General features: G+C 47.7%; 15 protein-coding genes and 1 riboswitch. Of the genes, 2 read left to right on the top strand and 13 right to left on the bottom strand.

Annotation, left to right across the window (positions count from 1 at the left end; all coding sequences use genetic code 11):
• Positions 1-179: 179 nt before the first annotated feature.
• Together AB4Z29_RS14540 and AB4Z29_RS14545 are read right to left on the bottom strand one after the other, a co-directional pair.
• Entirely contained in the window at positions 180-2,321 is a 2,142-nt protein-coding gene (locus tag AB4Z29_RS14540; RefSeq protein ID WP_441943763.1) for a right-handed parallel beta-helix repeat-containing protein, read from the bottom strand.
• Positions 2,322-2,542: 221 nt separating this feature from the next.
• Positions 2,543-5,653, bottom strand: a complete 3,111-nt coding sequence (locus AB4Z29_RS14545; RefSeq protein WP_441943764.1) for a DUF4430 domain-containing protein — start codon at positions 5,651-5,653, stop codon at positions 2,543-2,545.
• Between the two features lie 153 nt (positions 5,654-5,806).
• A riboswitch (cobalamin riboswitch) is annotated at positions 5,807-6,006 on the bottom strand.
• An 83-nt stretch (positions 6,007-6,089) separates the two neighbouring features.
• On the opposite strand from AB4Z29_RS14545, the gene AB4Z29_RS14550 reads away from it, so the two are divergent.
• Positions 6,090-6,437: a YnfA family protein gene (locus AB4Z29_RS14550; RefSeq protein ID WP_441943765.1), complete on the top strand. Its 348-nt coding sequence runs from the start codon at positions 6,090-6,092 to the stop codon at positions 6,435-6,437.
• 11 nt (positions 6,438-6,448) lie between these two features.
• Here the strand turns inward: AB4Z29_RS14550 and AB4Z29_RS14555 are convergent, their stop codons facing one another.
• Entirely contained in the window at positions 6,449-8,434 is a 1,986-nt protein-coding gene (locus tag AB4Z29_RS14555; RefSeq protein WP_441943766.1) for a methyl-accepting chemotaxis protein, read from the bottom strand.
• 385 nt (positions 8,435-8,819) lie between these two features.
• Here AB4Z29_RS14555 and AB4Z29_RS14560 point away from each other — a divergent pair, with 385 nt between their 5' ends.
• Positions 8,820-9,032, top strand: a complete 213-nt coding sequence (locus tag AB4Z29_RS14560; protein ID WP_441943767.1) for a transposase — start codon at positions 8,820-8,822, stop codon at positions 9,030-9,032.
• A gap of 856 nt (positions 9,033-9,888) precedes the next feature.
• Here the strand turns inward: AB4Z29_RS14560 and AB4Z29_RS14565 are convergent.
• The 10 genes from AB4Z29_RS14565 to AB4Z29_RS14610 form a co-directional block, all read right to left on the bottom strand.
• Positions 9,889-10,623: a PepSY domain-containing protein gene (locus tag AB4Z29_RS14565; RefSeq protein WP_441943768.1), complete on the bottom strand. Its 735-nt coding sequence runs from the start codon at positions 10,621-10,623 to the stop codon at positions 9,889-9,891.
• Positions 10,624-10,745: 122 nt separating this feature from the next.
• A complete protein-coding gene (locus AB4Z29_RS14570; RefSeq protein WP_441943769.1) occupies positions 10,746-11,441 on the bottom strand; it encodes a PepSY domain-containing protein in 696 nt (231 codons plus the stop codon).
• Between the two features lie 135 nt (positions 11,442-11,576).
• A complete protein-coding gene (locus AB4Z29_RS14575; RefSeq protein WP_441943770.1) occupies positions 11,577-12,938 on the bottom strand; it encodes a sensor histidine kinase in 1,362 nt (453 codons plus the stop codon).
• Positions 12,935-13,633, bottom strand: a complete 699-nt coding sequence (locus tag AB4Z29_RS14580) for a response regulator transcription factor (RefSeq protein ID WP_441943771.1) — start codon at positions 13,631-13,633, stop codon at positions 12,935-12,937. The genes AB4Z29_RS14575 and AB4Z29_RS14580 overlap by 4 nt, the downstream gene beginning before the upstream one ends.
• 333 nt (positions 13,634-13,966) lie before the next feature.
• Positions 13,967-15,331 (bottom strand): ABC transporter substrate-binding protein, encoded by a 1,365-nt coding sequence (locus tag AB4Z29_RS14585; protein ID WP_441943772.1) that lies wholly within the window; start codon positions 15,329-15,331, stop codon positions 13,967-13,969.
• 181 nt (positions 15,332-15,512) lie between these two features.
• On the bottom strand, positions 15,513-15,740 hold the full coding sequence (locus AB4Z29_RS14590; protein ID WP_441943773.1) for a hypothetical protein: 228 nt from the start codon (positions 15,738-15,740) through the stop codon (positions 15,513-15,515).
• A 74-nt stretch (positions 15,741-15,814) separates the two neighbouring features.
• Positions 15,815-16,798: a carbohydrate ABC transporter permease gene (locus AB4Z29_RS14595; RefSeq protein ID WP_441943774.1), complete on the bottom strand. Its 984-nt coding sequence runs from the start codon at positions 16,796-16,798 to the stop codon at positions 15,815-15,817.
• Positions 16,795-17,688 (bottom strand): carbohydrate ABC transporter permease, encoded by an 894-nt coding sequence (locus AB4Z29_RS14600; RefSeq protein ID WP_441943775.1) that lies wholly within the window; start codon positions 17,686-17,688, stop codon positions 16,795-16,797. The genes AB4Z29_RS14595 and AB4Z29_RS14600 overlap by 4 nt, the downstream gene beginning before the upstream one ends.
• Complete coding sequence (locus AB4Z29_RS14605; protein WP_441943776.1) at positions 17,688-19,916, bottom strand: DUF5696 domain-containing protein; 2,229 nt, start codon at positions 19,914-19,916, stop codon at positions 17,688-17,690. The genes AB4Z29_RS14600 and AB4Z29_RS14605 overlap by 1 nt, the downstream gene beginning before the upstream one ends.
• A complete protein-coding gene (locus tag AB4Z29_RS14610; RefSeq protein ID WP_441943777.1) occupies positions 19,909-21,924 on the bottom strand; it encodes a YIP1 family protein in 2,016 nt (671 codons plus the stop codon). The genes AB4Z29_RS14605 and AB4Z29_RS14610 overlap by 8 nt, the downstream gene beginning before the upstream one ends.
• Between the last annotated feature and the right edge of the window lies 1 nt (position 21,925).

Raw genomic sequence — 21,925 nt, forward strand, 5'->3', positions numbered from 1 at the left:
CATCCATACTTTATCGCTCTAATAAAAAGCACAAAAAGAAACGGCTTGGCCGTCCTCTGCAAGAGGAGGTATCCGTTTCTCGTAGAAAGAGAAGAATCCTTTATCGCATGAAACATATAAAGTCTTATAATTCAAAAAAACCCCGGCGATAAATCGCCGAGGCTTTCATAGGAGCCGCTTTACGGCTTCAAACTATTATTTTTAAGCGTATCATTTTTTTTCTGCAGCAGCTTGGCCGTGTATAGCGTGTTGTTCTCAATCAGGTAAGCTGGTGCGCCCGTTCCCGCATATAATGTGGCAATGCCAATGGCGGCCACGTTCGTTTTTATCGTATTCCCTCTTATGACTGCTTTGAGAACATCATGTTTCTCCGTTCGCTTCCAATAATCGTTGATACGGATTATTTCCATCTTATTCGAGGTTAGCTTCTCCGCTTCAATCGTATTGTTTTCCAGTAATACATTTTTGGCAGACTGGATGCTGATTGCCTGCGCGTTGCCAAGCAGCTCGAATTTCGAATTTTTGATCGTCACATCTAGCTTCGGATGATCGCCATGCAGCATTGTATTCAGTGTTTCCGGGGATTGAAAGCTGCAGCCGTCGAATACATATTTGCCTGCTAGGGTGAGATTAATCGAGCCAAACTTCCCGCTGCTAGCTGCACCTTCGAATACGCATTGGTTATAGGTAGCGGGCGGCAGCGATAATCCATAGTCCGTATTGAAACCGATTACCTTTAAGTTATCGAATACTGACCCCTCAGATGCTCCGCCAGAAACGACACGCAGCTTGCCTTTGCCGTTTATCGTTACGTTTTTTAGACGAATGGGCTTGCCCCATATCGAAAGCCCCGAGTCGCTTTTCTCATTATTATTAATCGTCACGTTCGACACGCTTACTCCGAACGCTTTGCTAGCGCTGATGCTAAACAACGAATCGGTAAATGTCATTCCGTCGATGGTAATATTCGGTCCGTTAATCGTCGTAGAGGAATCGTTCATTTTGTTGCCGATAAACACTGCGTCATGCGCAGCAACAATGCGTGTTCCATCGAAATGATTGTCTTTAATCGTCGCCCCAGTGAATGGCTCGGATATAGCGAGACCGATGACGCCTTTGGATGCAAAATGGTTCCCTTCTACAATCGCATCTTTACCATCATATAGAATGAGATCATAGGAGGCATTATCATAGAAATGATTATTTCGAATCGTCACGTTGCTGTTGCGGTTTCCATTTTCTCCGAAGCCCCCTTCGAGGTCTATGCCTGACTGGGGCATCGTGCCCTTTATATGGTGAAGCTTATTATTCTCTATGAGTACGCGGTCCGCTCCCCCGACAGTAATGCCTTGTCTGCGGTTATAGGCGAACTCTGAATTTTTCACTACGACATCCTTGCTCACAGACCGATTCCAAAACTCCACATAGGCATTTTTCTTGCTCGCTTGCTCGAACACGATGTGGAATTGCGTCGCTCCTGCGGGAATTTGAATCAAATCTCTAATTTTGACCTTTTTTAGCTTTTTAATAAAAGTACCATTCGATTTATAAAAAATAATATCGAACGTTTGGGGCAGCTTTATTGCATTGGTAAGCTCGAACATGGTTTCCGTTTTGAAAATAGCGTTTGCAAAAGTCAGCGGCTTTTTCGTGCGAATTTTCTTCGAATTAGAGATGTTTTTCCCTTTATCATCAATATCGCCGAATATGAAATGTCCTTCGTATAGGTCCTGGGCAAGCGTATTTTTTCCGCCAAGTATGAGTCCGTCACCCGTGAAATTAATCGCTTTGACACCGTCTATCGTAACGTTTTTAGCACCTTCAGTTAGAATGCCATACCCGCCTTCATGTGTGCCGGGCGTATAGCTGTGTTCTTTTTTGGAATAGTCATGCGTTTCTCTGTCTCCGGCATAAGTGCCGCCTCTCAACGTCACATGATCAATGCCATAACCCAAATACATAAGCGTATAGCTCTCTTTGGCGTTCGTTTCCTTCTGCAGCACCGCATCCATTGGAAGCTCGAATACCATATGGCTGACCATATTGATTCGGCTGGCTTTATCGATCAAATAGGTTCCTGGCGGAAGGGACGTTGTGGTTTTCCCGTTCTGAGCCGCCCATTGCAGCGCTTTATTAATCCCTTTTGTCGTTTCTACCGGATGAGTGCCGTCATTGTGAATGCCAAACTTGGAAAGCTCAATTAAATAATAGGCTTGCGATACGGGCACATCCTGCTCTGCGTTTGCCGTGATTGATGCAGAAGGCAGCAGCGACAGCGGAATGCTAAGCAGCAAGGTCAGCAATATTTTGATGATGTTCAAATCCAACCACCTCGTTTCAGTTAAAAAAGTCCACTTTGGGAAAATCGATGACTAATCCAATCTATTAAATATACCATCATCGAAATTCTTAATAAAGAACATTTTCGTCATTATCGTTCGTCACATTAAAAATAGTTCTAATTTCCCAGGCAATAAAGAGTGATTTTAATTCCAAGAAAAAAAGCTGCCCCGCAGCTAAAATAGCTAGGGACAGCTTTCCATTATTTTAATTCATGTAGTCTAATGATCGTTACTGCAGCCATTTCTCTTGTAACTAGTGCTTGTGGATTGAACATGCCCTGGTCGCCAGTCATTAATCCTTTTTGATAGGCTACGTTAACAAAAGGTACTGCCCATGCTGATACAGCATCTTTATCTTTAATCGCTGCTTGTGGTGCTTGGTCGTCAACCAAGTCCTTAAGTCGAACAAGAACAGCAGCCATCTCTTGTCTAGTAATCGGAGCATTAGGAGCAAATGTCGTACCGGTTACACCTGACATCAAGCCTTTCTCTTTTGCCGCCGCTACATAGCCATAGAACCAATTCTGCTTGGTTACATCCTCAAAGCCGGAATCAGTTTGTACTTGTTCAGCACCCGAATATTTCACAACAAGAGCTGCGAATTCAGCTCGAGTCAACTGTCGTTTAGGCTCGAATTTCGGATTAACTGTGCTTGTACCATTCATGAAACCAAGCTCCGTCGCTTTCGTTACAGCTGCTGTTGCCCAAGCAGAAATTTCCTTTTGATCAGAATATTCCGTTGGTGTCTGCCCAGGCAGTTGTCCGCCAGTTTCCTCTGAATCATTAGGTGCTCCAAGATCCTCACCTAAATTTGTCGTGTATTGCCAGCGCAATACGTCGCCATTCTTTAATGTGTATACGCCTGCGCTAACTTTAGGAAACACTCCGTTTACAGAATACATCCATCCGCTTCCGGTACCTTTATCAAATTCCGCAAGTCCACCGATTGCTTGCACATAAATCGTAGCACCAGTGCCTGTATATTTCAAAGACACGCCTTTTTGGTCTACTGCTTTTTTGAGAGCCGTAAATGCTGTGTCACCTTCTGTAATTGTGAAAGCATACGGCGCAACGAAATCCCCTTCATTTATGGAACGTTTCTCTACCGATAGCGTGATGCTTTGCGCAATCGGGAGACCGCCTCCACCACCCATTGATAAAGCAGATGTAGTATAGGCAAGGAACTCAGTAAAATGTTTTGTTTTAATGATTAGATCGCCATTTTGGCTATATGCGTAAACATCATCGGTTTGCACCGTTGAATCGGCATATTTTTTTATTGTCGTAAATACGCCCGCATGGTCAACGAAACCCGCCTCTTTACCGCCTTGGCCCTTGATCGTCAAAGTCACATGCTGGCTGAATTGGATATCTCCATTACCGCCTACTTGCAGGCGAGCATCTACGGAATCGATTTTCTTGTTGCTTGAAGCCAACACCGTATTTAATTTCGTATTTAAACCACTGTCTTCCATGCTCAACGCTTTTGGAAGCAATAGCTCTTTATTCCATATCGATGTGACGACAGTATTTGCTGGAATTTCAAGCCGTGTATTCCCACGTTCAGCTATGATTTTCGGCAAAGCAGCTGATTCGAATGTTAGTTTCACATGGTTTGTGAACTGCCCTGTACCTGAATCCGAAACAAGCACTGAGTTTTCATTCTCATTTATCGCAATTGTTTGATCATCACTGCTGCTAATGACTCGAGGAACAATAACAGAAATGGATTCACTGTCATTCCCTCCTACTAACGCAGTACCCAATGCTTTTAATGTAACAGCTCCACCTTTTGCCGTACCATTGAAAGAAATGGAAACTTTGTTTCCGTCTTTAACAAGTGAGCTTACTTGCAGCTCCGTACTGCCCGTGTTAATTTCCCAATTGGCGCTATCATCGGCAGCTGCTGTATATTCATCACCTACTAGAGTCACTTCAACGGACGGATTCGTTGCTCCGTTTACGATTTGAGCAGCCGTAGAAATGGCTGGCCATCTGCTGTAGTAAAAGCGCACAACATCATCATTTTCCAGTTCATATGCGGACGCCCCGATACTTGGAGCCACGCCATTCACTTCATACACCCAGCCGTCCCAGCCGCCAAGCGTGCCTGCTGCTTCTCCATTTATCGAAGAGACATAAGCACCGAAACTGCTGTCCACGATTTTATAGTTGATTTTTGGAACAGCTTGATCAAGGGCTTGTTTTAACAAATCCAATGCGGTTGCTGGTTTTTCTGTATTTTTGATCGTCACATTCTGAAGACTGAATATCGAACCAGAAATCCCATCAACTTGCAGCTTAGCTGCAATTGCTGGATTAGGCAGTTTCGTTTCAGCGAAACGGTACCATACGCTTTTCTGGTACTTGATGTCATTTAATGCAATGAGCGCTTGATTAGTAGCCATTGGATTATCTTCGGTATCCGATTCCATCCATTTAAAAGAGCCGTTCTGCAGTTGAAACGCAGAGTAGGAATCAAGTACGCTTTTACCTTCAGCCATCCATTCATTCGAGAGAAGGTCTTCGTCAATCGCCGTTAGACCCGAGACAACTGCCGACATACTGTTTGAATTATCTCCGTACATAACAAGCTCATTGTTTAATTGTTTCGTTTTCAAGAATGACTTTATTCTTGCAATGGATTGCTGGACGGCGCTGTCATTCTGGTAATTCCCGAGTGCAAGCAGCCCCATTCCTGACATGTCTGGATCTGAGACGGAGCCATAAAATGCAAAGCCGCCATCTGCAAGTTGTTGATTAAGCAAGAAGTCGATCGCTTTCTGTTTAGCATTTGTATTCCAATTGCCAACATCGCTTCCTAGCTTTTCTCCTGTCTCAAGGGCATGCATTGCCCACATGTGTTTGTTTGATGTGCCAAAGGCGCCAGTACTATCGTTTTGCTGAGCAGCCAGCTCCGCATAGAGATTACGATCCGTCTCCCATGCATGTGCCGGGTCTTCACCCATAGCAAGCAGCGAATAAATGTAACGAATATGATCAGTTCCTGGTTCATTAGGATCCAGCTTATACTCATCTGTTGGTTCTGTTGTTTTCCAGCTGGGAAGCTTCCAGACCCCATCATTCAAATTTTGACCTGCACCCCAAAGAGCAACGATATCCCACCAGGATTCTAATACTTCATTTTTAGTTTTGTAATAATCAACTGTTTTAGCAATCATCTCGTTAAGAGATGCATTCGCAGTATGATCAGCCGCCTTGCTTACTTGCGGTGACCATACACTAAAAATTAAAACAAAACTTAAAATGGCAGGCAAGCATTTACTCATAAACCTTTTTAATGTTAACAATGTTTTCTCTCCTTTTCAGTTCCGTTTTTTGACAACAAAAAAAACATCTTTCGCTTCTGGAAGGATGTTTGGGTTGTTATGTGCGTAAATAAGCATAGGTCTATGCCTAACGCCGAAGCACAAATAAACATCTCCCTCCCATCCTCGTGAGAATTATAGAGCGCTCTTATGGCAGGTCTCCTGGCTTCGCTTCATTGCTGTACGAGCTCCTTCCCGTCCAACCAGACAGTGGATAAATGAATCGTCAGCTCTGCGTTACAGTGGCGGGACCGCGTCGGATTTTAACCGAACTTCCCTATTAAGCTGCTTATGAATCTTCTTTTCATGGCAGCACCATACTAGCTATTCTATGAAATTATATGTTGTTGACTTGTGAATTGTATCAAAAAATTGATGATAAGACAAAGGTTCTGATACAATTTATTCATACTTTTATATGAAAAAGGAGAAACCCCACTTGTTCATCACCATCATTCTCTTCATCCTCGCCGGTCTTGCCGAAATCGGCGGTGGTTATATGGTTTGGCTATGGCTCCGCGAATCAAGGCCGCTTTGGTTCGGCGTTGTCGGGAGCCTCATACTTATCGCATACGGCATCATCCCCACTATGCAGAGCTTCCCATCCTTCGGACGGGTATATGCTGCCTACGGCGGTGTTTTTATTATACTGGCTGTTCTTTGGGGATGGCTTGTCGATAAAAAAACGCCGGATGCTTACGATTGGCTGGGAGCAGCAATCTGTATCATCGGCGTTTCCATTATGCTTTGGGCTCCTAGAAACTAAGCCCGTTTTATTTATTCCAATTTAAATCGACCAATCGATTTCCTCAATTCCTCGGCAAGCTCGCTAACCGATTGTGCCAGCTGCTCGGTTTCGATGGCAAGCTCGTGCTGGCGGTTCGTGCCCTCTGCCGATTGCGCAGCAAGGGAGGATGTGTCCTTGGCTACCATCGCCATCGTTTCAACCGATGCACTCACTTGCTCGCTGCCTGCCGCCATTTCCTCCGCAGATGCGGATACATCCTGCACCTGCGAGGATACGTGGCGAGATTCCTGCCAGATAAGATCAAAGGACTGCTTCAATTCATGTATGATGGTCATCCCTTGCTCCATTTCCTGTTCGCCGTTCCTTACAGCCGTTACCGCTTCGGAAGTAGAAGTCAGCACATGGTTGATCGTATCTGCGATATGGCGCGCATTTTCGGATGCCTGCTCCGCCAGTTTTCTGATTTCTCCTGCTACGACAGCAAATCCGCTTCCATACTCTCCCGCATGCGCTGCTTCAATAGCAGCGTTCAGAGCGAGCAGATTCGTCTGACTTGCAATAGCCGCAATCGTGCCGGCCATCTCTTGAATCTGCGCGGATTGTTCATTAAGCTGGCCGATCACTTGCGCTACTGAAGAGTTTGCTTCGCCAAGTCTCTCCATCTGGGCAACCGCTTGATCCGACTTTTCATTACCTACCTCAGCCGCATGCAGCATATCGCCTGCTGCCTCTGACATAATCGAAGAAGAAGCGGCGATTCTGCCGACGCTTGCCGCCATTTCTTCCATAGAGCGAGCGACCTCGGCAGCCCCATCCGCTTGATTCTCTGCCCCAGCTGCCATTTCATCAACGGAGGAGGCAAGCTGGAAGGACAGCTCTTTGCTCTGATGGGAGCCTTCACTGAGCGTAATGGCAAAGTCTGATACGGAAGCGGCGTTGCTTCTGATTGTCCGCATTAAGCTTTGCATATGCTCGATAAAACGATTGATTTCAAGACCCAGTATGGCAATTTCATCTGTGCCCTTGTTCGCGATTTGATAGGTCAAATCTGCTTCGCTGGAATTAAGGTTCACGGCTGCCCTAACGATTTCCCTAAGCTTTCTGCCTAACATGATTTGCGAGAGGAAAAATAATATAACGAGAACAACCGCTACTAATGATCCAAATTGAAGCAGTACCTTCATTCTCTCGGCAGCAATCCGCGCTTCTGCCTTCTCTTTGGACAATGCGACTCGAACGGCTCCCCAATGCTCGCCGTCAATGATAAGCGGGTAGGACACATCCCATGTCTCAACGGTCTTCCCATCTATGATCCGATCATACTTTTGCAAATATACGTCATCCGTATTTACATTCATGACCGCATTGTAACCTGTCTCATCATTAAATATGCGGTTCGCTCGATAGTTTTGGCTGAGAAACCCTTTTTCGCCCCAAGCGTCGGCAGATTGTTCCCCTTCTGGACTATAAATACCGTTGTGCGTGGAGATATAGCCAGCCCAGTTTGGATTATCCGAATAGGCGGCCGCCATGGCGTAAACTACGTTCTCCTCGTTCAAAAAGCTATCGATGATGCCTTGCCAGCGATTATCGGTATATTTATCATATGCGCTGTCATATTTCAGCTCATATTCGTGCAAAGGTATCGATTCACCATTATGTAGGATTACTTTTTTTGCTGCATAATCGGCGTCCTGCGCCCGCGTCTCAGCCGCCTCTTTGCTTTGCTCATTAACGGTCAGCTCATCATGAAAAAGATCATTTCGCAGCTGATCCCCCGCCCATTTCGTTCCGTCTTGCAATACAACCCCCGTGTTCAAATCTTGTTCCGTCAAATGCTCCAGCGTATGGGCGAGTGACAAGGAAAGATCACGCCCTTTATCGAGTAGTCTTTTCTCTACATCCGTTCGTATAGACTGCCATTCAAAAACCATAATAACGCTAACAATTAAGATTAAAGCAGCAGCCATCACCAGCATGAATTTATTCGTTAACGAGCTTTTTCCGAGCTTCATATGAAGCAACCCCCATTGCAGTTTTATCAATAGTAAACCAGATTAAGTATGCAGCGTGTGATTTAAATCACATTAGGAGAGGTTTCATTCCTTTTGTAAAATAAAGCGACAATTCCGTTCAATATTTTTACAATAATCCATTCACTCTTAAAGAATTAATAAGTTATTTTAAATGCAATGCATCAAAAAACACCCTAACCCACTTAGATTCGGTTTAAGGTTTTGGATTGTTGGCTCCTTCATAGTCGAATGGCGCGCAGACCACGAAGCATTAAGAAAACTGTATTTGTTTAGCTATTTTTGTTTAGCTGTATTTGATTACTGACCTTGCCCCGAATAGATGGACACGAAGAAAACCTCTATAATAAATCACGAAGGGGTTCAAATGGGACAAGGAAAGAAATACGACAAAGCATTTAAGGAGCAGGGCGTCCTGCGTATTATGGCTGAAGAATCAACCGATTCGGAAGCAGCCAAGGAGATAGGTGTGCATGATACAACGGTTAGAGACTGGGTTAAGGTTTATAAACAAGATGAGCTATATTGGAGACTACGATGCAGAAAGTGCAATAGAAACCTCACATGTGCTGCCGCCTGAGGGGCTACGTTGTACAAAGTACAACGAAAACCGGAAATTCCGTTGAAACAAACTAGAATCTGCTGATTTCATTGCAGAAACTGCAATGTAGAGGGGTGATGGCGTGCTAACTGGTCATTCTACTGCAGAAACTGCAACGTAGGGCGGGTGTTACTTGGGGGAGGGGGAGTTACTTAGTGTTGTTCGCGCTAAATTGGAACCACGCTGCAGAAACGCAACATAGCTCAGACGTTACTTGGGGGAGAGGAGTTACTTAGTGTTGTTCGCGCTAAATTGGAACCACGCTGCAGAAACGCAACATAGCTCAGACGTTACTTGGGGGAGGGGGAGTTACTTAGTGTTGTTCGCGCTAAATTGGAACCACGCTGCAGAAACGCAACATAGCTCAGACGTTACTTGGGTTTTGGAGTAACCTAGTATAGTCTGAGCTATCGCGGAAGTTACGCTGTAGAAAGTACAATAGAAACCTCACATGTACTGCCATCTGAGGGGCTGAGTTGTACAAAGTACAACGAAAACCAGAAATACCGTTGAAACAAACTAGTATCTGCTGATTTCATTGCAGAAACTGCAATGTAGAGTGGTTGTTGGCGATCTAAATGGTCATTCTACTGCAGAAACTGCAACGTAGGGCGGTATAGTTATTTAGACAAACAGTTGTAACTGAGGGTTTCTTGCTGTCTACGATTTCATGGCAGGCCATACACTCAGTCGGGCCATACCTGTGGTTTATTACATTAAACAGCGAAATACCCTCCGGGACCGCAAATCTTGCGATGCCGGAGGGTATTTTTGATGGGATTAAAAGAAATGTGAATGTATGATTTTAATCAAACATCCCTTAAATCCTTCGTAATTAGTCACGGTCGTCATCATCGTAATCATCATCATCATCTTGGACATCGTCATGGTCATCGTGATCGTTGTTATCGTCGTGGCTGTCATCGTCATCATTACGGTCATCATTACGGTCATCATCATAATCAATATCAAGCACTTTCCCGTTTGCAGCAGCAATGTCTACTTCAGCTCTGCCTGCAGCTGTTTTCAGCTTGACCTCGTACTTTTTAATACCGTCGTCCCAGTCCGTTTCCACTCGGATGATATCGCCATTCACCTTCTGCTGAGCCAGCTTGCCTGCCTGCTCTTTCGTAATCGACTTTGTCGCTGTACTTGTGCTTGTTGCGCTTGTTGTGCTTGTTGCGCTTGTTGCGCCAGTAGAGTTCGAGGCTGCCGCTTCGCTAGCAGCTGCATTGGCGGCAGCGTTAGCGTTCGGAGCAGCTGTCACACTTGCTGTATAATCATCGTCATCATTTTTGATGCTCAGTACCTTGCCTGAAACGGCCTCCACATGGACATCAACCTCCTGGAAGGTATCTTTGCGATCGATATCCACCTCATAGTATACCTTGTTACGTTTATGCTCCAGCTCAATATCTGTTACGCTGCCAGGTGCTGCTTTTAAGGCAATCTGCTTCGCTTTATCCTTGCTGATATACGAGCTAGCCGCTTCTGCGGCTACGACTGCACTCGTTCCTCCAAGTGCTACTACAAGTCCTAATCCGATAATCCAGCCTTTTTTATTCATCATCTTCAACATCTCCTTTAAGATTCTCTTGTTTGTGATCTGCAGGTGTCTTTGCTGCTATATCTATAACTTACACCTGAAATCTAAGAGAACCATTACAGAAACATTAGAGTTTGATGATAAACCTAATCTTCGTCGCTTTCATCGTCCCATGTGACGGATACGACCGCGCCAGATGCCGCATTCAGCTGAACGTCCGCCTCGCGACCATCATTCGTTTCAATTTCAACAAAAAAATACCATTTCCCGCCCTCGTTTTCCTTATCGATATCCTTAACCTTACCGGGGATTTTCTTGAGCGCCAGCTCGGATGCCCGCTGTTCGGAAATAATAATGGTTGGCATGGTTGTCGGCTTGACCGTCGTTGCGGGTACGGTAGGCTTTGGCGTTGATTCCGGCAACTGCGTCTCTGCGGGAGATGCCGCTGGTTTACCAGACGGAAATTCCGAGGGGTTCTGGGACGGTTCATCACTAACCACCTCGCTGTCCGTTGGCACAGGCGATGCCGTCCCTGGCGACGCACCAGGATCGCTAGAGCCGAACCGCTCCAGACTTCGAATGCCGGTGATCCCCGTAGGCTCAACCGTCAGCTCATATAAACCTTGCGTCGATTGGAGCTGTATGACATAACCCTCTCCCTGCTCCTTGCTGCCAACGATTTCTCCCTCATAATGCCCGAGCACCTCTTCTTCCGCCGCAGCCAGCGTCAGTCCATGGGAACGGTCAGCTCGTGACAAAGCGATAAATGTCGCCCATGCAAGGATAACGCCTATTGCTATTACAGCTGCAGCTACGCTTATTCGCCATTTACGATTGTGCATGGTGTCCCTCCACTTATTCCTATCCGTCTTGCGTTCTAGTATAAATGACGATTCTTACAATTTGCTGAGAACAATCGGCTGAACCTGCCGCTCTGTATGCTCGCGTCATTTGCATGACAGCACCATTGACATCCTTCATGGGATCCGAATCGTCGCCGTCGTCCCTTTGCCTTGGATACTTTCCAGTACGAGCTTTACCCCTATCGCATCTGCCAGCTCTTTCCCAAGCGATAGACCGAGCCCCGTACCGCCTACTGGCTCCTGATCTCTGCTGCGGGATTTATCCACGCGATAGAAACGTTCGAATACTTTCGAGAGCTCCTCTGCCGGAATGCCCACGCCGTGATCCTTTACGCGTAGATAACTGTCCTTGTCTGAACGCCCCAGTTCGATCTCGATCCTGTCATTGCTGTATTTGCGCGCATTGTCCAGCAAGATAAAGAGCACCTGCTTCAGCTTATCTTGATCTGTAATAACCGTCACACTGTCATTCCCCTGCAAGACCACATGAATCTCACGTCCATAAGCACTGCGAAAAAATGCTGCAGCCTGCTCGGCGAATGGCAGCAAATCAAGCGGCTCCCGTTCAATCTTCCACTCGCTGCGTGACATGGCAAGCAGCAGCAGCTGCTCCGTCAAGCCTTTCATCCGTACGGCCTCCGAATGAATCGCCTCGATCGATTCCTCGAGCAGCTCCGGCCGGTCGCGCAATCTTCGCTTAAGCAGACTGGCATAGCTTTCGATAATGGTAATCGGCGTCTTAAGCTCATGTGAAGCATTCGATACGAATTGCTCCTGTCTCATAAAGCTCTCTTCCAGCAATCCGATCATTTCATTGAAGGTTTCGCCCATCTCCACTAATTCATCACGTGATCTGCCTTCCTGCTTCAACCTCATAAATTGACCGCTGCGGGTAATTTGGCGCATCGTCCGCGTCATAGCCGAGATCGGGCGCATGACAATCCTGCCGAGCAACCCGCTGGAAATAAGCACGGGTACAAGCACCGCCGCCGATACGCTGACCAGAACAAGACGCAATATTTGAAGCAGCTCCATAAGCTCTTCCAGGCTCGCTGTCGCCTGTACATTGGCCACATCTCCATTTGCTCCAATGATCGGAATAGACACAAAGCTATAGCTTTTATCTTCTATTTTCAATTGCTTCTGCGTTTGCTCTGCAGAATAAACCGCTGTATGACTGCTCAAGTCTGTCTCTGATGCAGAGGTTACAAGTATGGCGCTGCCATTCTCGACCTCAGGCACCCATTGAAGCATGCCGTCCAGCGGCACATAAGCGCGAAGCAGCTCTGTCGTTGCAGCAGGTTGGTCAGCCTGACGCAATGAGGCGGCAGCCTGCTTCGTTTCCGCAGCAAGCTTATCCAGCTCGCGCTCCAGCATCATTTTCGAGAAAACCGTATATACCGTCGCATTGGCAATTACCAACAATACCGTAAACAACACCGACGAGTAGAGATGAATCTTGCTGCCCAGCTTCATGTCGCATCCTTAATACAATAGCCGATGCCGCGAACCGTATGGATGAGCTCGGCACCAAAGCCCTCGTCTACCTTTTTCCTGACATAGCGGATGTAAACATCCACGACATTGGTATTGCCCGCATAATCGTAGCCCCATACTTCAGCAAGCAGCTGGTCCCGGCTGAGCACCAGCTTTTTGTTGCGCAGCAAATAAGTGAGCAGATCGAACTCGCGCTGCGTTAACGCGATCGCTTGACCGGCACGCTCTACTTCGCGTGTACGTTCATTAAGCCTCAAATCGGATGCCGTCAACCACTCGCCTGCGTGCTGCTCCTCACTGGCGCGAGACGATCCTTTACGGAATGAGGCCCGAATTCTAGCGAGCAATTCCTCCATCTCGAACGGTTTCGTCATATAATCATTAGCACCAAGATCGAGACCGGTAACTTTGTCCGATAAGGTACTATTCGCTGTCAACATAATAATTGGTGTGTCACTGTCTACGGCTCGTATGCGCTGCAACAAATCCAGCCCGCTAATCCCCGGAAGCATCACATCTAATATAATAAGCGCAATGCCCCCTGCCTTATACTCGCCCCAGCCCTCTACGCCATCAGATGCCAGTCGCACCTCATAACCTTCGCTTTCGAGCTCAATCTGAAGCAGACGAGCTATCCGACGCTCGTCCTCTACGACCAATATCGCTTCATTCAATGGTTGTTCCCTCCCGGTATGCAGCTTCCTTCACTTAAGCATAACGAAAAGAACAACGTACGTCTAATCGGCAGAAACGATAATACGAAGATTATGTCTTAACAAAAAAACACCCTAAGCGATGAAAGATTCCGCTTAAGGTGTTTGGATGACTGTTATCGACTGCTATGAGTAGAAGTCTAAGGTATTTTAATCTGTGGCTGCTATCATTTGGAGCCCTTGCTGTTTCGATAAGTTCTTTTACTAAAAGCTAATAATTAGCTCAATCTGTGACTGCTATTACTAGCAGCCTTAGATATCTTGATGGTAGCTTTTAAAAGAAGACCCCATCTGTTATTTCAAAGACTCGCGAACCTCAAGCGTCCTTTTATTCCATTTCTCCGTTTCCGGAATAAGGCGGTTAATATCGGCGCCATCGAAAATAATTTCGTTCAAAATATTGTTCCAGTTGTATTCGGACCAAGCCGGAATCGTAACGCCAGGCTGGATCTTCGCGTTTTCCTTGGCGATTTTTACCGCTTCTTTATTTTTGCCTTCCCACATTGGCGTCTCATCGTAATATGCTGTCAATTCCGGATCGATGACCGAAGCATTCGCGCCTTGGTCGATTTTCCACTTCTGCGCTTCCTTCGAGAACTGGAAGCTGATCCAAAGGAAAGCTTCTTCCTTATGCTTCGAACCGCTAAGCAAGGCAAGCGGTCCGTAGATGCTGTACCCAGGCTGGCTTACTTTTCCTCTTGGGAAAGGCAGTACATCCCACTCGAATTTAGCGTCCTTCTTGAGGCCAGGCAGCACCCAGTCTCCGCCGATTGCAAAGCCGGTCTTGCCGTTAATGAATTCTCTTGTCACATCGCCTGTTTCAGCAGCTTTCGCATTGCTTTGCATTGAGCCGTCCTTCCAAACGAAGTCCGACAGCCAACGTACATCGTTCATAACGTCAGGCGTATTCAGCAAGCTTTGCGTCAAATCCTCATTCATATAATGGATGTTAGCCGCATGGCCATCCGCAATCGCTTTCGTGCTCAGCACGCGCATTTGGAACTCAGGCTGCGTAGTCAAGCCGTACTCTCCCGCTTCGGGATCCGTAATTTTTTTGGCAACATCACGGAAGTCGTCATACGTCCAATCGTTAGCAGGCATTTCCACGCCATGCTTGGCGAGAAGATCTTTGTTGACCAAAATCCACATCGGTACGTCTACAAAAGGAACGGCTAGCTTCTTATCCTTGTACGTCATCGTGTCGAAAAAGCCTTCAGGAAGCTGTACGTCTTGGAACGTCGGATCCTTGTCAATATAAGGCGTAAGATCCTCAACAAGGCCCGCTTGGTCGAAAGTAATCAAGTCGCTGTCGATCCAAGTTAAATCGGCAGGCGTTCCCGCCGCTTCTAGCGAAGCGATAATTTCCATAATCGGCTGGCTGTTAACCGGCACCTGCTCGATCGTAATCCAAGGGTATTTTTCATTGAATTTTTTGTAAAGCTCTGTGTAGGAATCCGACCAGGAAATTAGCTTCAATGTAACCGGCTCTTTGTTCTCTTCAGGCGCTGGCTGGTTATCCGTCGTTGCCGGCGGATCAGTTGCTTCAGCTGCATTGCTTGGAGCGTTGGTGCCTCCATTATTGCCTGAACAAGCGGTAAGAATAACCGAAAACATAAGTACGATACACAACATCCAAGTAAAGCCGCGTTTGTTTTTCATTCTTTTAACCTCCCAAAAGTTTTGTGTTACAAATACTCATCACATGAGTATTTAAAGCAAAACTCGCCTCGTAAGCATAAACCTAGTTTTGTGTTACAAATACTCGTCACGAGTATTTAAAGGAAAACTTGCTTCGTAAGCTTAAACTTAGTTTTGTGTTACAAATACTCATCACGAGTATTTAAAGCAAAACTTGCTTCGTAAGCTTAAACTTAGTTTTGTGGTACAAATACTCATCGCATGAGTATTTAAAGCAAAACTTGCTTCGTAAGCTTAAACTTAGTTTTGTGGTACAAATACTCATCGCATGAGTATTTAAAGCAAAACTTGCCTCGTAAGCATCTGCTCCGTCTTGCCTTCTGCTTTCGTAAGCGCTTACCGCTTCTCTGTCAAGCAAACGCTGCTCCATGAGCCTTCCCCTCGTGTTTCCATGCCGCTTCGAACTGATCGCCGCCGCATCACCTCCTCAGCATCCCGCATTCCCTACTCGACAATGCCCGTTCTCTCGATTCCGCTTACGAACCAGCGCTGCAGAAACATGAATACGAGAATCGGCGGAAGAATAATGAAGAATGCAGCCGCCATTTTGGTGCTTTCCGTAATCGGATTCACAATGGTGCGTGTGTTGCCTAGCAGTGATGGATTAAGCACTTCCTCCAGCATATCGAGGCGAATCGACAGCGGCGTAAAGCCTTTGCTCAGAAACATCGACGGCTCGTAATACATGTTCCAATACCAAATAAACGAGAAGAGAAAGACGACGAGGCAGGCCGATCTAGCAAGCGGAAGCATAATTCCAAAAAACAATCTTGCCGTCGATGCGCCGTCGAGCTTCGCCGCTTCCTCCAGGCTTGGCGGCTGCGCCTTGAAAAACTGCCGGAAAATCAGAATGAATAGCGCCCCTTTGAGCCCCTGCCCGAATAAGGCTGGAATAAGAAAAACAAATAACGAATTCAATAACCCAAGCTTGCTGAAAATGACATATAGCGGAATGATAATGACCTGCGGCGGAATCAAAAAGGTCAAAATGATAAGGGCGGTGAAAAGTCCCTTGAACGGCAGCGCCAGCCTAGCCAGCGCGTAGCCGGTCATGGCGCAGATGATGACCTGCACAAGCGAGCAGGTAACCGAGATTAACGCCGTATTGCGAAGCGCTTCCGGATATTGCAGCCCTTTGAGCGCTTTCGAAATGTTCTCCCAGGTAATTTCACGCGGAATCCACTTCACGGTCGGATCGAGCAAATCGCTCATGTTCTTGAACATCGTGCTGACCATGTACAGAATCGGCTGCAAATATAGGTAAGCAACGATGGACAGCAGCAAATAGATGACAAGCTTGGCGAGCAAGCCGTCGGAGAGGCTTCGGCCGAGCACAAGCATTTTCGTTTTTTGCGCCTTTCGGCTCCAAAGCACGCCTCTTATGCTGCGGCTTGCTTTGGACAGCTCTGACTTCATTGCGGTAATCATGAATGCGCCCTCCTAGTCTTGAGGCTCCGGCTGAACAGCCATAATACGATGGCGATCAGCGCGAAAATAATGCCAAAATAAATCCACGCGAGCGCACTGGCGTAACCATAGCCGGTATCGACCTTAAACATATTGTCTTTGATGTGCTTCAAAACCGGATTAAGCGGGAAGGTGAACAGATCGATAATCGTATACAGCACATTCAAGCTGATGAAAGGTACACATGCCGGCAGCGTTATTTTCCAAAAGCTGTCCCAAGGCGACGCGCCGTCGATGCGTACAGCCTCGTATATGGTCGGCGAAATCGTCTGAAAGCCTGCGATAAAAATAAGAATCTGCACGCCTGAATACCACAGAATAAGAATCGCTTTGCCAAGAACAGCCATGACCGTTTCCGCGAATTGCTTGCCGACATACTCCTCAACCAGCGGCAGCAAATTATACTGCTCGAGAAACGGAATATCGCCCGCGCCTTGCAGGAACAGCTCGGAGAGCACCTGCCCTGTCGCGAATATGACCGGCAAGAAAAACAATGCCCGATAAATGAATCTGCCCGGAAACTTTTGGTTGAGCATCAAGGCGATCAGCAGTGCGAATATGACGATAATGGGTACCATCAGCAGCATTTCCTGAATATACGTAATCAGCTCTATCGGGAAAACATTATCCTTGAGAAACGCGTCGCGGTAATTGCGCATGCCGATCCATTCATATCTGAAGCCGCCGACGGCCACTTGAACTTTGTTGAATGACATGAACAAGGACCAGCTGATCGGGATGAGCACGAACAAAGCAAACCCGATGATCCACGGCAGCATGAACAGCAGACCCATGCCGTAGCCCTTCCAGAGATAGAGGCGCGCAGCGCGTCCCTTAGCTTTTGCTTGCATTAGACGCCCGCCCCCTTCTCTACCGTGAATGTGTTCGTACCGTAATCGACAACGACGCGCGTGCCGTCCTCATAAACCGTTGCGAATCTAGTCTCCGACAGCTTCTCATGGTCTACGATCGTCTGTGAGAAAACAGGCGCAAGGGAATCAAAATCCGCATATTCCTTCAGAATGCGTGACGTCCATTTCTCGTATTTGCTGCTGAACAGGAAGCTCGCCGAGGTGTACTTGAGCGTTCTGGAATCCTCATGGGTCAGAAAGAAGGACGGTATCGCTCCGTACTCGATTGCTTTCAGGAACTCGGCCTCCACATCGTTCCTCAAATTCCCGTCTCCGAACGAATACGAGACATAGCCATGCAGCGCAATCGGATAAAAAGGTACCGTCTCGTCTACCATGAAATCGTAGCTGGATTCCGATGGAAGCCCGGCAATATAATCGGTTTGGCCGACTGTATAATCGTTGCCGCGGTAAACGCCTGCCGAGCCTAACGTCTTCTGCGCATAAGCAAGCAGACCGTCATACACGGCAATGGTATCCTCACGGGTGGCGATGCCTGACGGGTCATAATCGTGGAAGACCATTTCGCCCAAATAGTTGAACAGCATGCCGGATACGCCAATTTTCTTCAGCTTCTCAATCGTCTGATAAGCCATCGCAACGGTCCGCGCCGGCTTGCTGATGAACCAGCCCTCGTCGATAAACACCGTTTCATCGATGCCGCGTATGCCATTCGTCTTGCCGGATAAATCCGAGTTCTCCGAATCGATCCATACGAAGTCGTCCTCAAACAGCACATCGACGCCTTTCCCTTTCATCTCGGCTAAGAAATCCTTCGCTGCCGCTTCACCGCCAAGCGACTCCTCGATCGGAAAGCGGTCATACAAATCGTATTCCCCTTGGTTTTGCCAGCCGTAGTAGACGACCTTCATATTAGCGACGCCTTCCTTGCGAAGATCGTTGACGATGCGGGCCGCCTGTGCGAAGGTGGTTGCGGTCATATACTTGATTTTGCTAAAAGCTTCGGTATAGCTGCCTCCCATAATTTTCAGGTAGAGCGGCGTATGCTCCACTGGCTTCAGCTTTTCCTTCAGCTTGCCTGCTTCCGTCAAATAGTCGCGGTAGGCTGTCGCCATGCCCACATAATCGGCATCCTCATCGTTCAGAAATCGATATTCAATCTCCCTGTCCGTTTGCAGGCGTTGCTTCTGCACTGCCTTGAGCGGCGCCGCGAGCCGGCTCATCCGGTACAAATATTCCTCGCGGTAGATCTGATTGGTGTACACGTTGTAGAGCCCCGATTTGAGTCCAGGCGGCATCGCAGCGATGTTCGCGGAATCGCCACCCTTAGTCAGCACGGCCATAAAAGCATTACTGCCTCGCTTCATTCCGAACACCGGATACGCGATATTTTCCCGTCTCTCTCCCGAACGGCTCCAATTGCCCGTATTGGTTAATTCGAGGCCGTATACTTGATGGATATAACCTCTGGATACCCCGGCACGTTCACTATCGAAGCGAATCAGCCCGCCTGGGCCGTCCGGTACGAAGATATAGCCGTCTTCCTCTGTGGTTGCTGCGCCGAAATACGGGAGCAGGTCCACCGTAAAGACCGAATATTCCCCTTCTTCTTTAATGCCTGCACTTGGAATCCGTGCTTTTAGCCCCTGCGGCGTAAGCTCGTATTGAATCGTAAAGCCAAGCTGCTTTTCCGTGAACAGGTACGAAACCTGCAGCCCTTTTTCGTTTCTGACCAGCGTCGTTTGGACCTTGGGATCGCCAGCGTTAAGCACCTCGCGAATCGTCTGGTCCTTCCCTTGCGTCCTGACGTAGGTCAGCACGAACGGCGATTTCAGATTGGCCAGCAATACCCCCTTAACCGTTTCGCTGCTAAGCTGTTCCTCGGCAGGATTGCTGCTCCATCTGTAGCCGCTCCGTTTGTCTACCAAAGCAATTTGCGTGCTGGCAGGATGGATGTAAAGCGCGAAATCATCGTTTTCCAGCGCTTCGGCGAAGCCGTCCGTTTCCGGTTGCGGCTTCCAGGCTTCCCCTTCAAAGAGCGGAGAAATCGTGGCCGAGGGCTCCTCAATTCCAGCAAGCTCCAGTGCCTTGGCAGGCGACAGCTCGTTGCTCTGAAAAAGGACGATAACCGTTGCGATAAGAAGCAAAAGAAACACAGTTGCGGCAAGCTTTACCCGAAGGGAAGTGCGCTTGATGAGCTCAACCATAGAAGGTCACCTCCTTGTAAAGCTGATAGAAGAAATCGTATAAATTGTAAGACAGGCCAAACACGAGGAATGCAAACAGCCATATCGTGCCGATTGTGAACACGGTGATCGCGATATTTTTGAGCGTCTCCAAAAAGTCGAAGTTATGGATAACCTGCGTCATCACGATCAGCATGACGCCCATCCATAGAAACATGACCGTATTCAGCGAATCGACGATAACCCGCTCGTCAAGCGTGACCAAATTGGATAGGATCAAGGTCGGAATGGAGAAAAACAGGTAAGGTGCGAGCGCATACGTGCTGCCTTGGATAACCTCCCTGAATTTCCCCTCCCCATCCTTCACGCTGCATACAAGATAATTGGCAATAATCCAGGTCAGCCAAGGAACCACGAACAAGCCAAGGCTACCCCATATATTGATTTGCGACAGCTCCACGGGATGGAAGAGAAAGCCCGTAAGATAAATCGTTCCGACCTTCACAGCGATAACGGCCGCAAGAATAAAGGCAATGATCCAAGCGGATACCTTCGCTTCCTTCAGCTTGTAGAAGCCTTGATAGGGATGAAGCATGACGAACCATAAATTGCGGATATCGGCAAGCGGACGCTGCCATGCATCAGGCAAGGGACGGCGCTTGAACTGTTTGCGAATAGCCTTGCCGCCATAATTCAACAAGAGCAGAACCGCAGCGGCTGCCGCCGCCAGCCCAATCAAATGCTTCTGCAAATAGTCCAGCCGGATTTCCCAGAAAGCCTTGGAGTAGCCTTTCGTATCAAATGCCGTCTTTAGGAAAGACAAAGCAGCCTCATGATTGTTATCATGCAGATAGACTTTGCCAAGTCCTTGAAAGACCCCATTGTACATATCGTTGCGGGCGTAGACCCGGTCCCAATATGGCTCGCTTTGCTCGTATTTGCCTGCCAAATACAGCGTGAGTGCCTGCATCACGTCGCTACCGAACTCGGTCCGGACAAATTTATGGATAGTTCCCGTACGGCTGTCGGCTATCCATACGCCAAACTTGGAATCTACGCCAATGCTCGTCGGATATCCAAGTACGCCGTATTGCTGCGTTTCATTGTCGATGAAACCGAAGGCGAACAGCGCTTCCGCATTCTGGTCATAAATGTTCACGCGGCCAGATTCCATATCTACGTTGTACAAGAAACCGTTCGAATCGCTTGCGACATCAACAATGCCATGCCCGTTCACGAGTGTTTTGTTTTTAAAAGCGTCAACGCCCCCTGCATTCAGCTTGCGGATAGCGCCTTGCCCGAAGCCTGCCGCCGTAGCCGTAAAGATGAATCCGTCTGAATCCAGTGCGACATTCGAGATCGGCCGAGGAAGGCTGGCAAGCTCCTTGGCGAGCTGTTCTTTGTTAAGAATGAGCTTCTTCAGCCAGTTCAGCACCGTTTGCTGAGCCTTATTAGCGCCAAAGTAGCCCATAAATTCGCCTTCTCCGTTCATCCGCAGTAACCCCTGATAGGAGGAATTCAAGCTGATATACATGACGCCGCGGCGATCAACGACCAGCTTTACGGGTACAAAATGCTCCTGCTCCAGAAACGTCGACGCCGGCTTCTTGTAGTCGCGAACGAACTTGCCGTCTGCCCCGAATACGGCAATACGCTGATTCCCCGAGTCCGCTACGTAGATAAGTCCTTCCGGCGTTACGAACAAGCCTTCAGGCGCGCTAAGCATGCCCTCTCCCTCTTCTGCGCCGATGGAGAGCAGCAGCTCGCCTTCCGGACTCAGCACGGCGATTTTATTTGCTCCTTTGTCCGCCACATAAACCTTGTCGTCCGCTCCTACTTGCAGGTCAACCGGCTCAGTGAATCGCGGACCCTTCGTCTCCGCCGGCGCATATACCGGCTGAATGCGCAGCCAAGCCGCTTGATTGCTGTCATAGTACGTTGTCCGGTAAGGGAGCTCCGCATAAATCGCTTCCGGCGCGGCAAGCATGCAGGTCGCCGCAAGAAGCAGGAATAGTAGAAATCTCTTCATC

The sequence above is a fragment of the Paenibacillus sp. 2TAB23 genome, assembly GCF_052115165.1.
Lineage (GTDB): Bacteria > Bacillota > Bacilli > Paenibacillales > Paenibacillaceae > Pristimantibacillus.

Bases quoted from the DNA above. Each gene is read 5' to 3' on its own strand.
- AB4Z29_RS14550 (WP_441943765.1), top strand. From the start codon at position 6,090: ATGAAAAAGGAGAAACCCCACTTGTTCATCACCATCATTCTCTTCATC.
- AB4Z29_RS14555 (WP_441943766.1), bottom strand. From the start codon at position 8,434: ATGAAGCTCGGAAAAAGCTCGTTAACGAATAAATTCATGCTGGTGATG.
- AB4Z29_RS14560 (WP_441943767.1), top strand. From the start codon at position 8,820: ATGGGACAAGGAAAGAAATACGACAAAGCATTTAAGGAGCAGGGCGTC.
- AB4Z29_RS14565 (WP_441943768.1), bottom strand. From the start codon at position 10,623: ATGATGAATAAAAAAGGCTGGATTATCGGATTAGGACTTGTAGTAGCA.
- AB4Z29_RS14570 (WP_441943769.1), bottom strand. From the start codon at position 11,441: ATGCACAATCGTAAATGGCGAATAAGCGTAGCTGCAGCTGTAATAGCA.
- AB4Z29_RS14575 (WP_441943770.1), bottom strand. From the start codon at position 12,938: ATGAAGCTGGGCAGCAAGATTCATCTCTACTCGTCGGTGTTGTTTACG.
- AB4Z29_RS14585 (WP_441943772.1), bottom strand. From the start codon at position 15,331: ATGAAAAACAAACGCGGCTTTACTTGGATGTTGTGTATCGTACTTATG.
- AB4Z29_RS14590 (WP_441943773.1), bottom strand. From the start codon at position 15,740: ATGGAGCAGCGTTTGCTTGACAGAGAAGCGGTAAGCGCTTACGAAAGC.
- AB4Z29_RS14595 (WP_441943774.1), bottom strand. From the start codon at position 16,798: ATGATTACCGCAATGAAGTCAGAGCTGTCCAAAGCAAGCCGCAGCATA.
- AB4Z29_RS14600 (WP_441943775.1), bottom strand. From the start codon at position 17,688: ATGCAAGCAAAAGCTAAGGGACGCGCTGCGCGCCTCTATCTCTGGAAG.
- AB4Z29_RS14605 (WP_441943776.1), bottom strand. From the start codon at position 19,916: ATGGTTGAGCTCATCAAGCGCACTTCCCTTCGGGTAAAGCTTGCCGCA.
- AB4Z29_RS14610 (WP_441943777.1), bottom strand. From the start codon at position 21,924: ATGAAGAGATTTCTACTATTCCTGCTTCTTGCGGCGACCTGCATGCTT.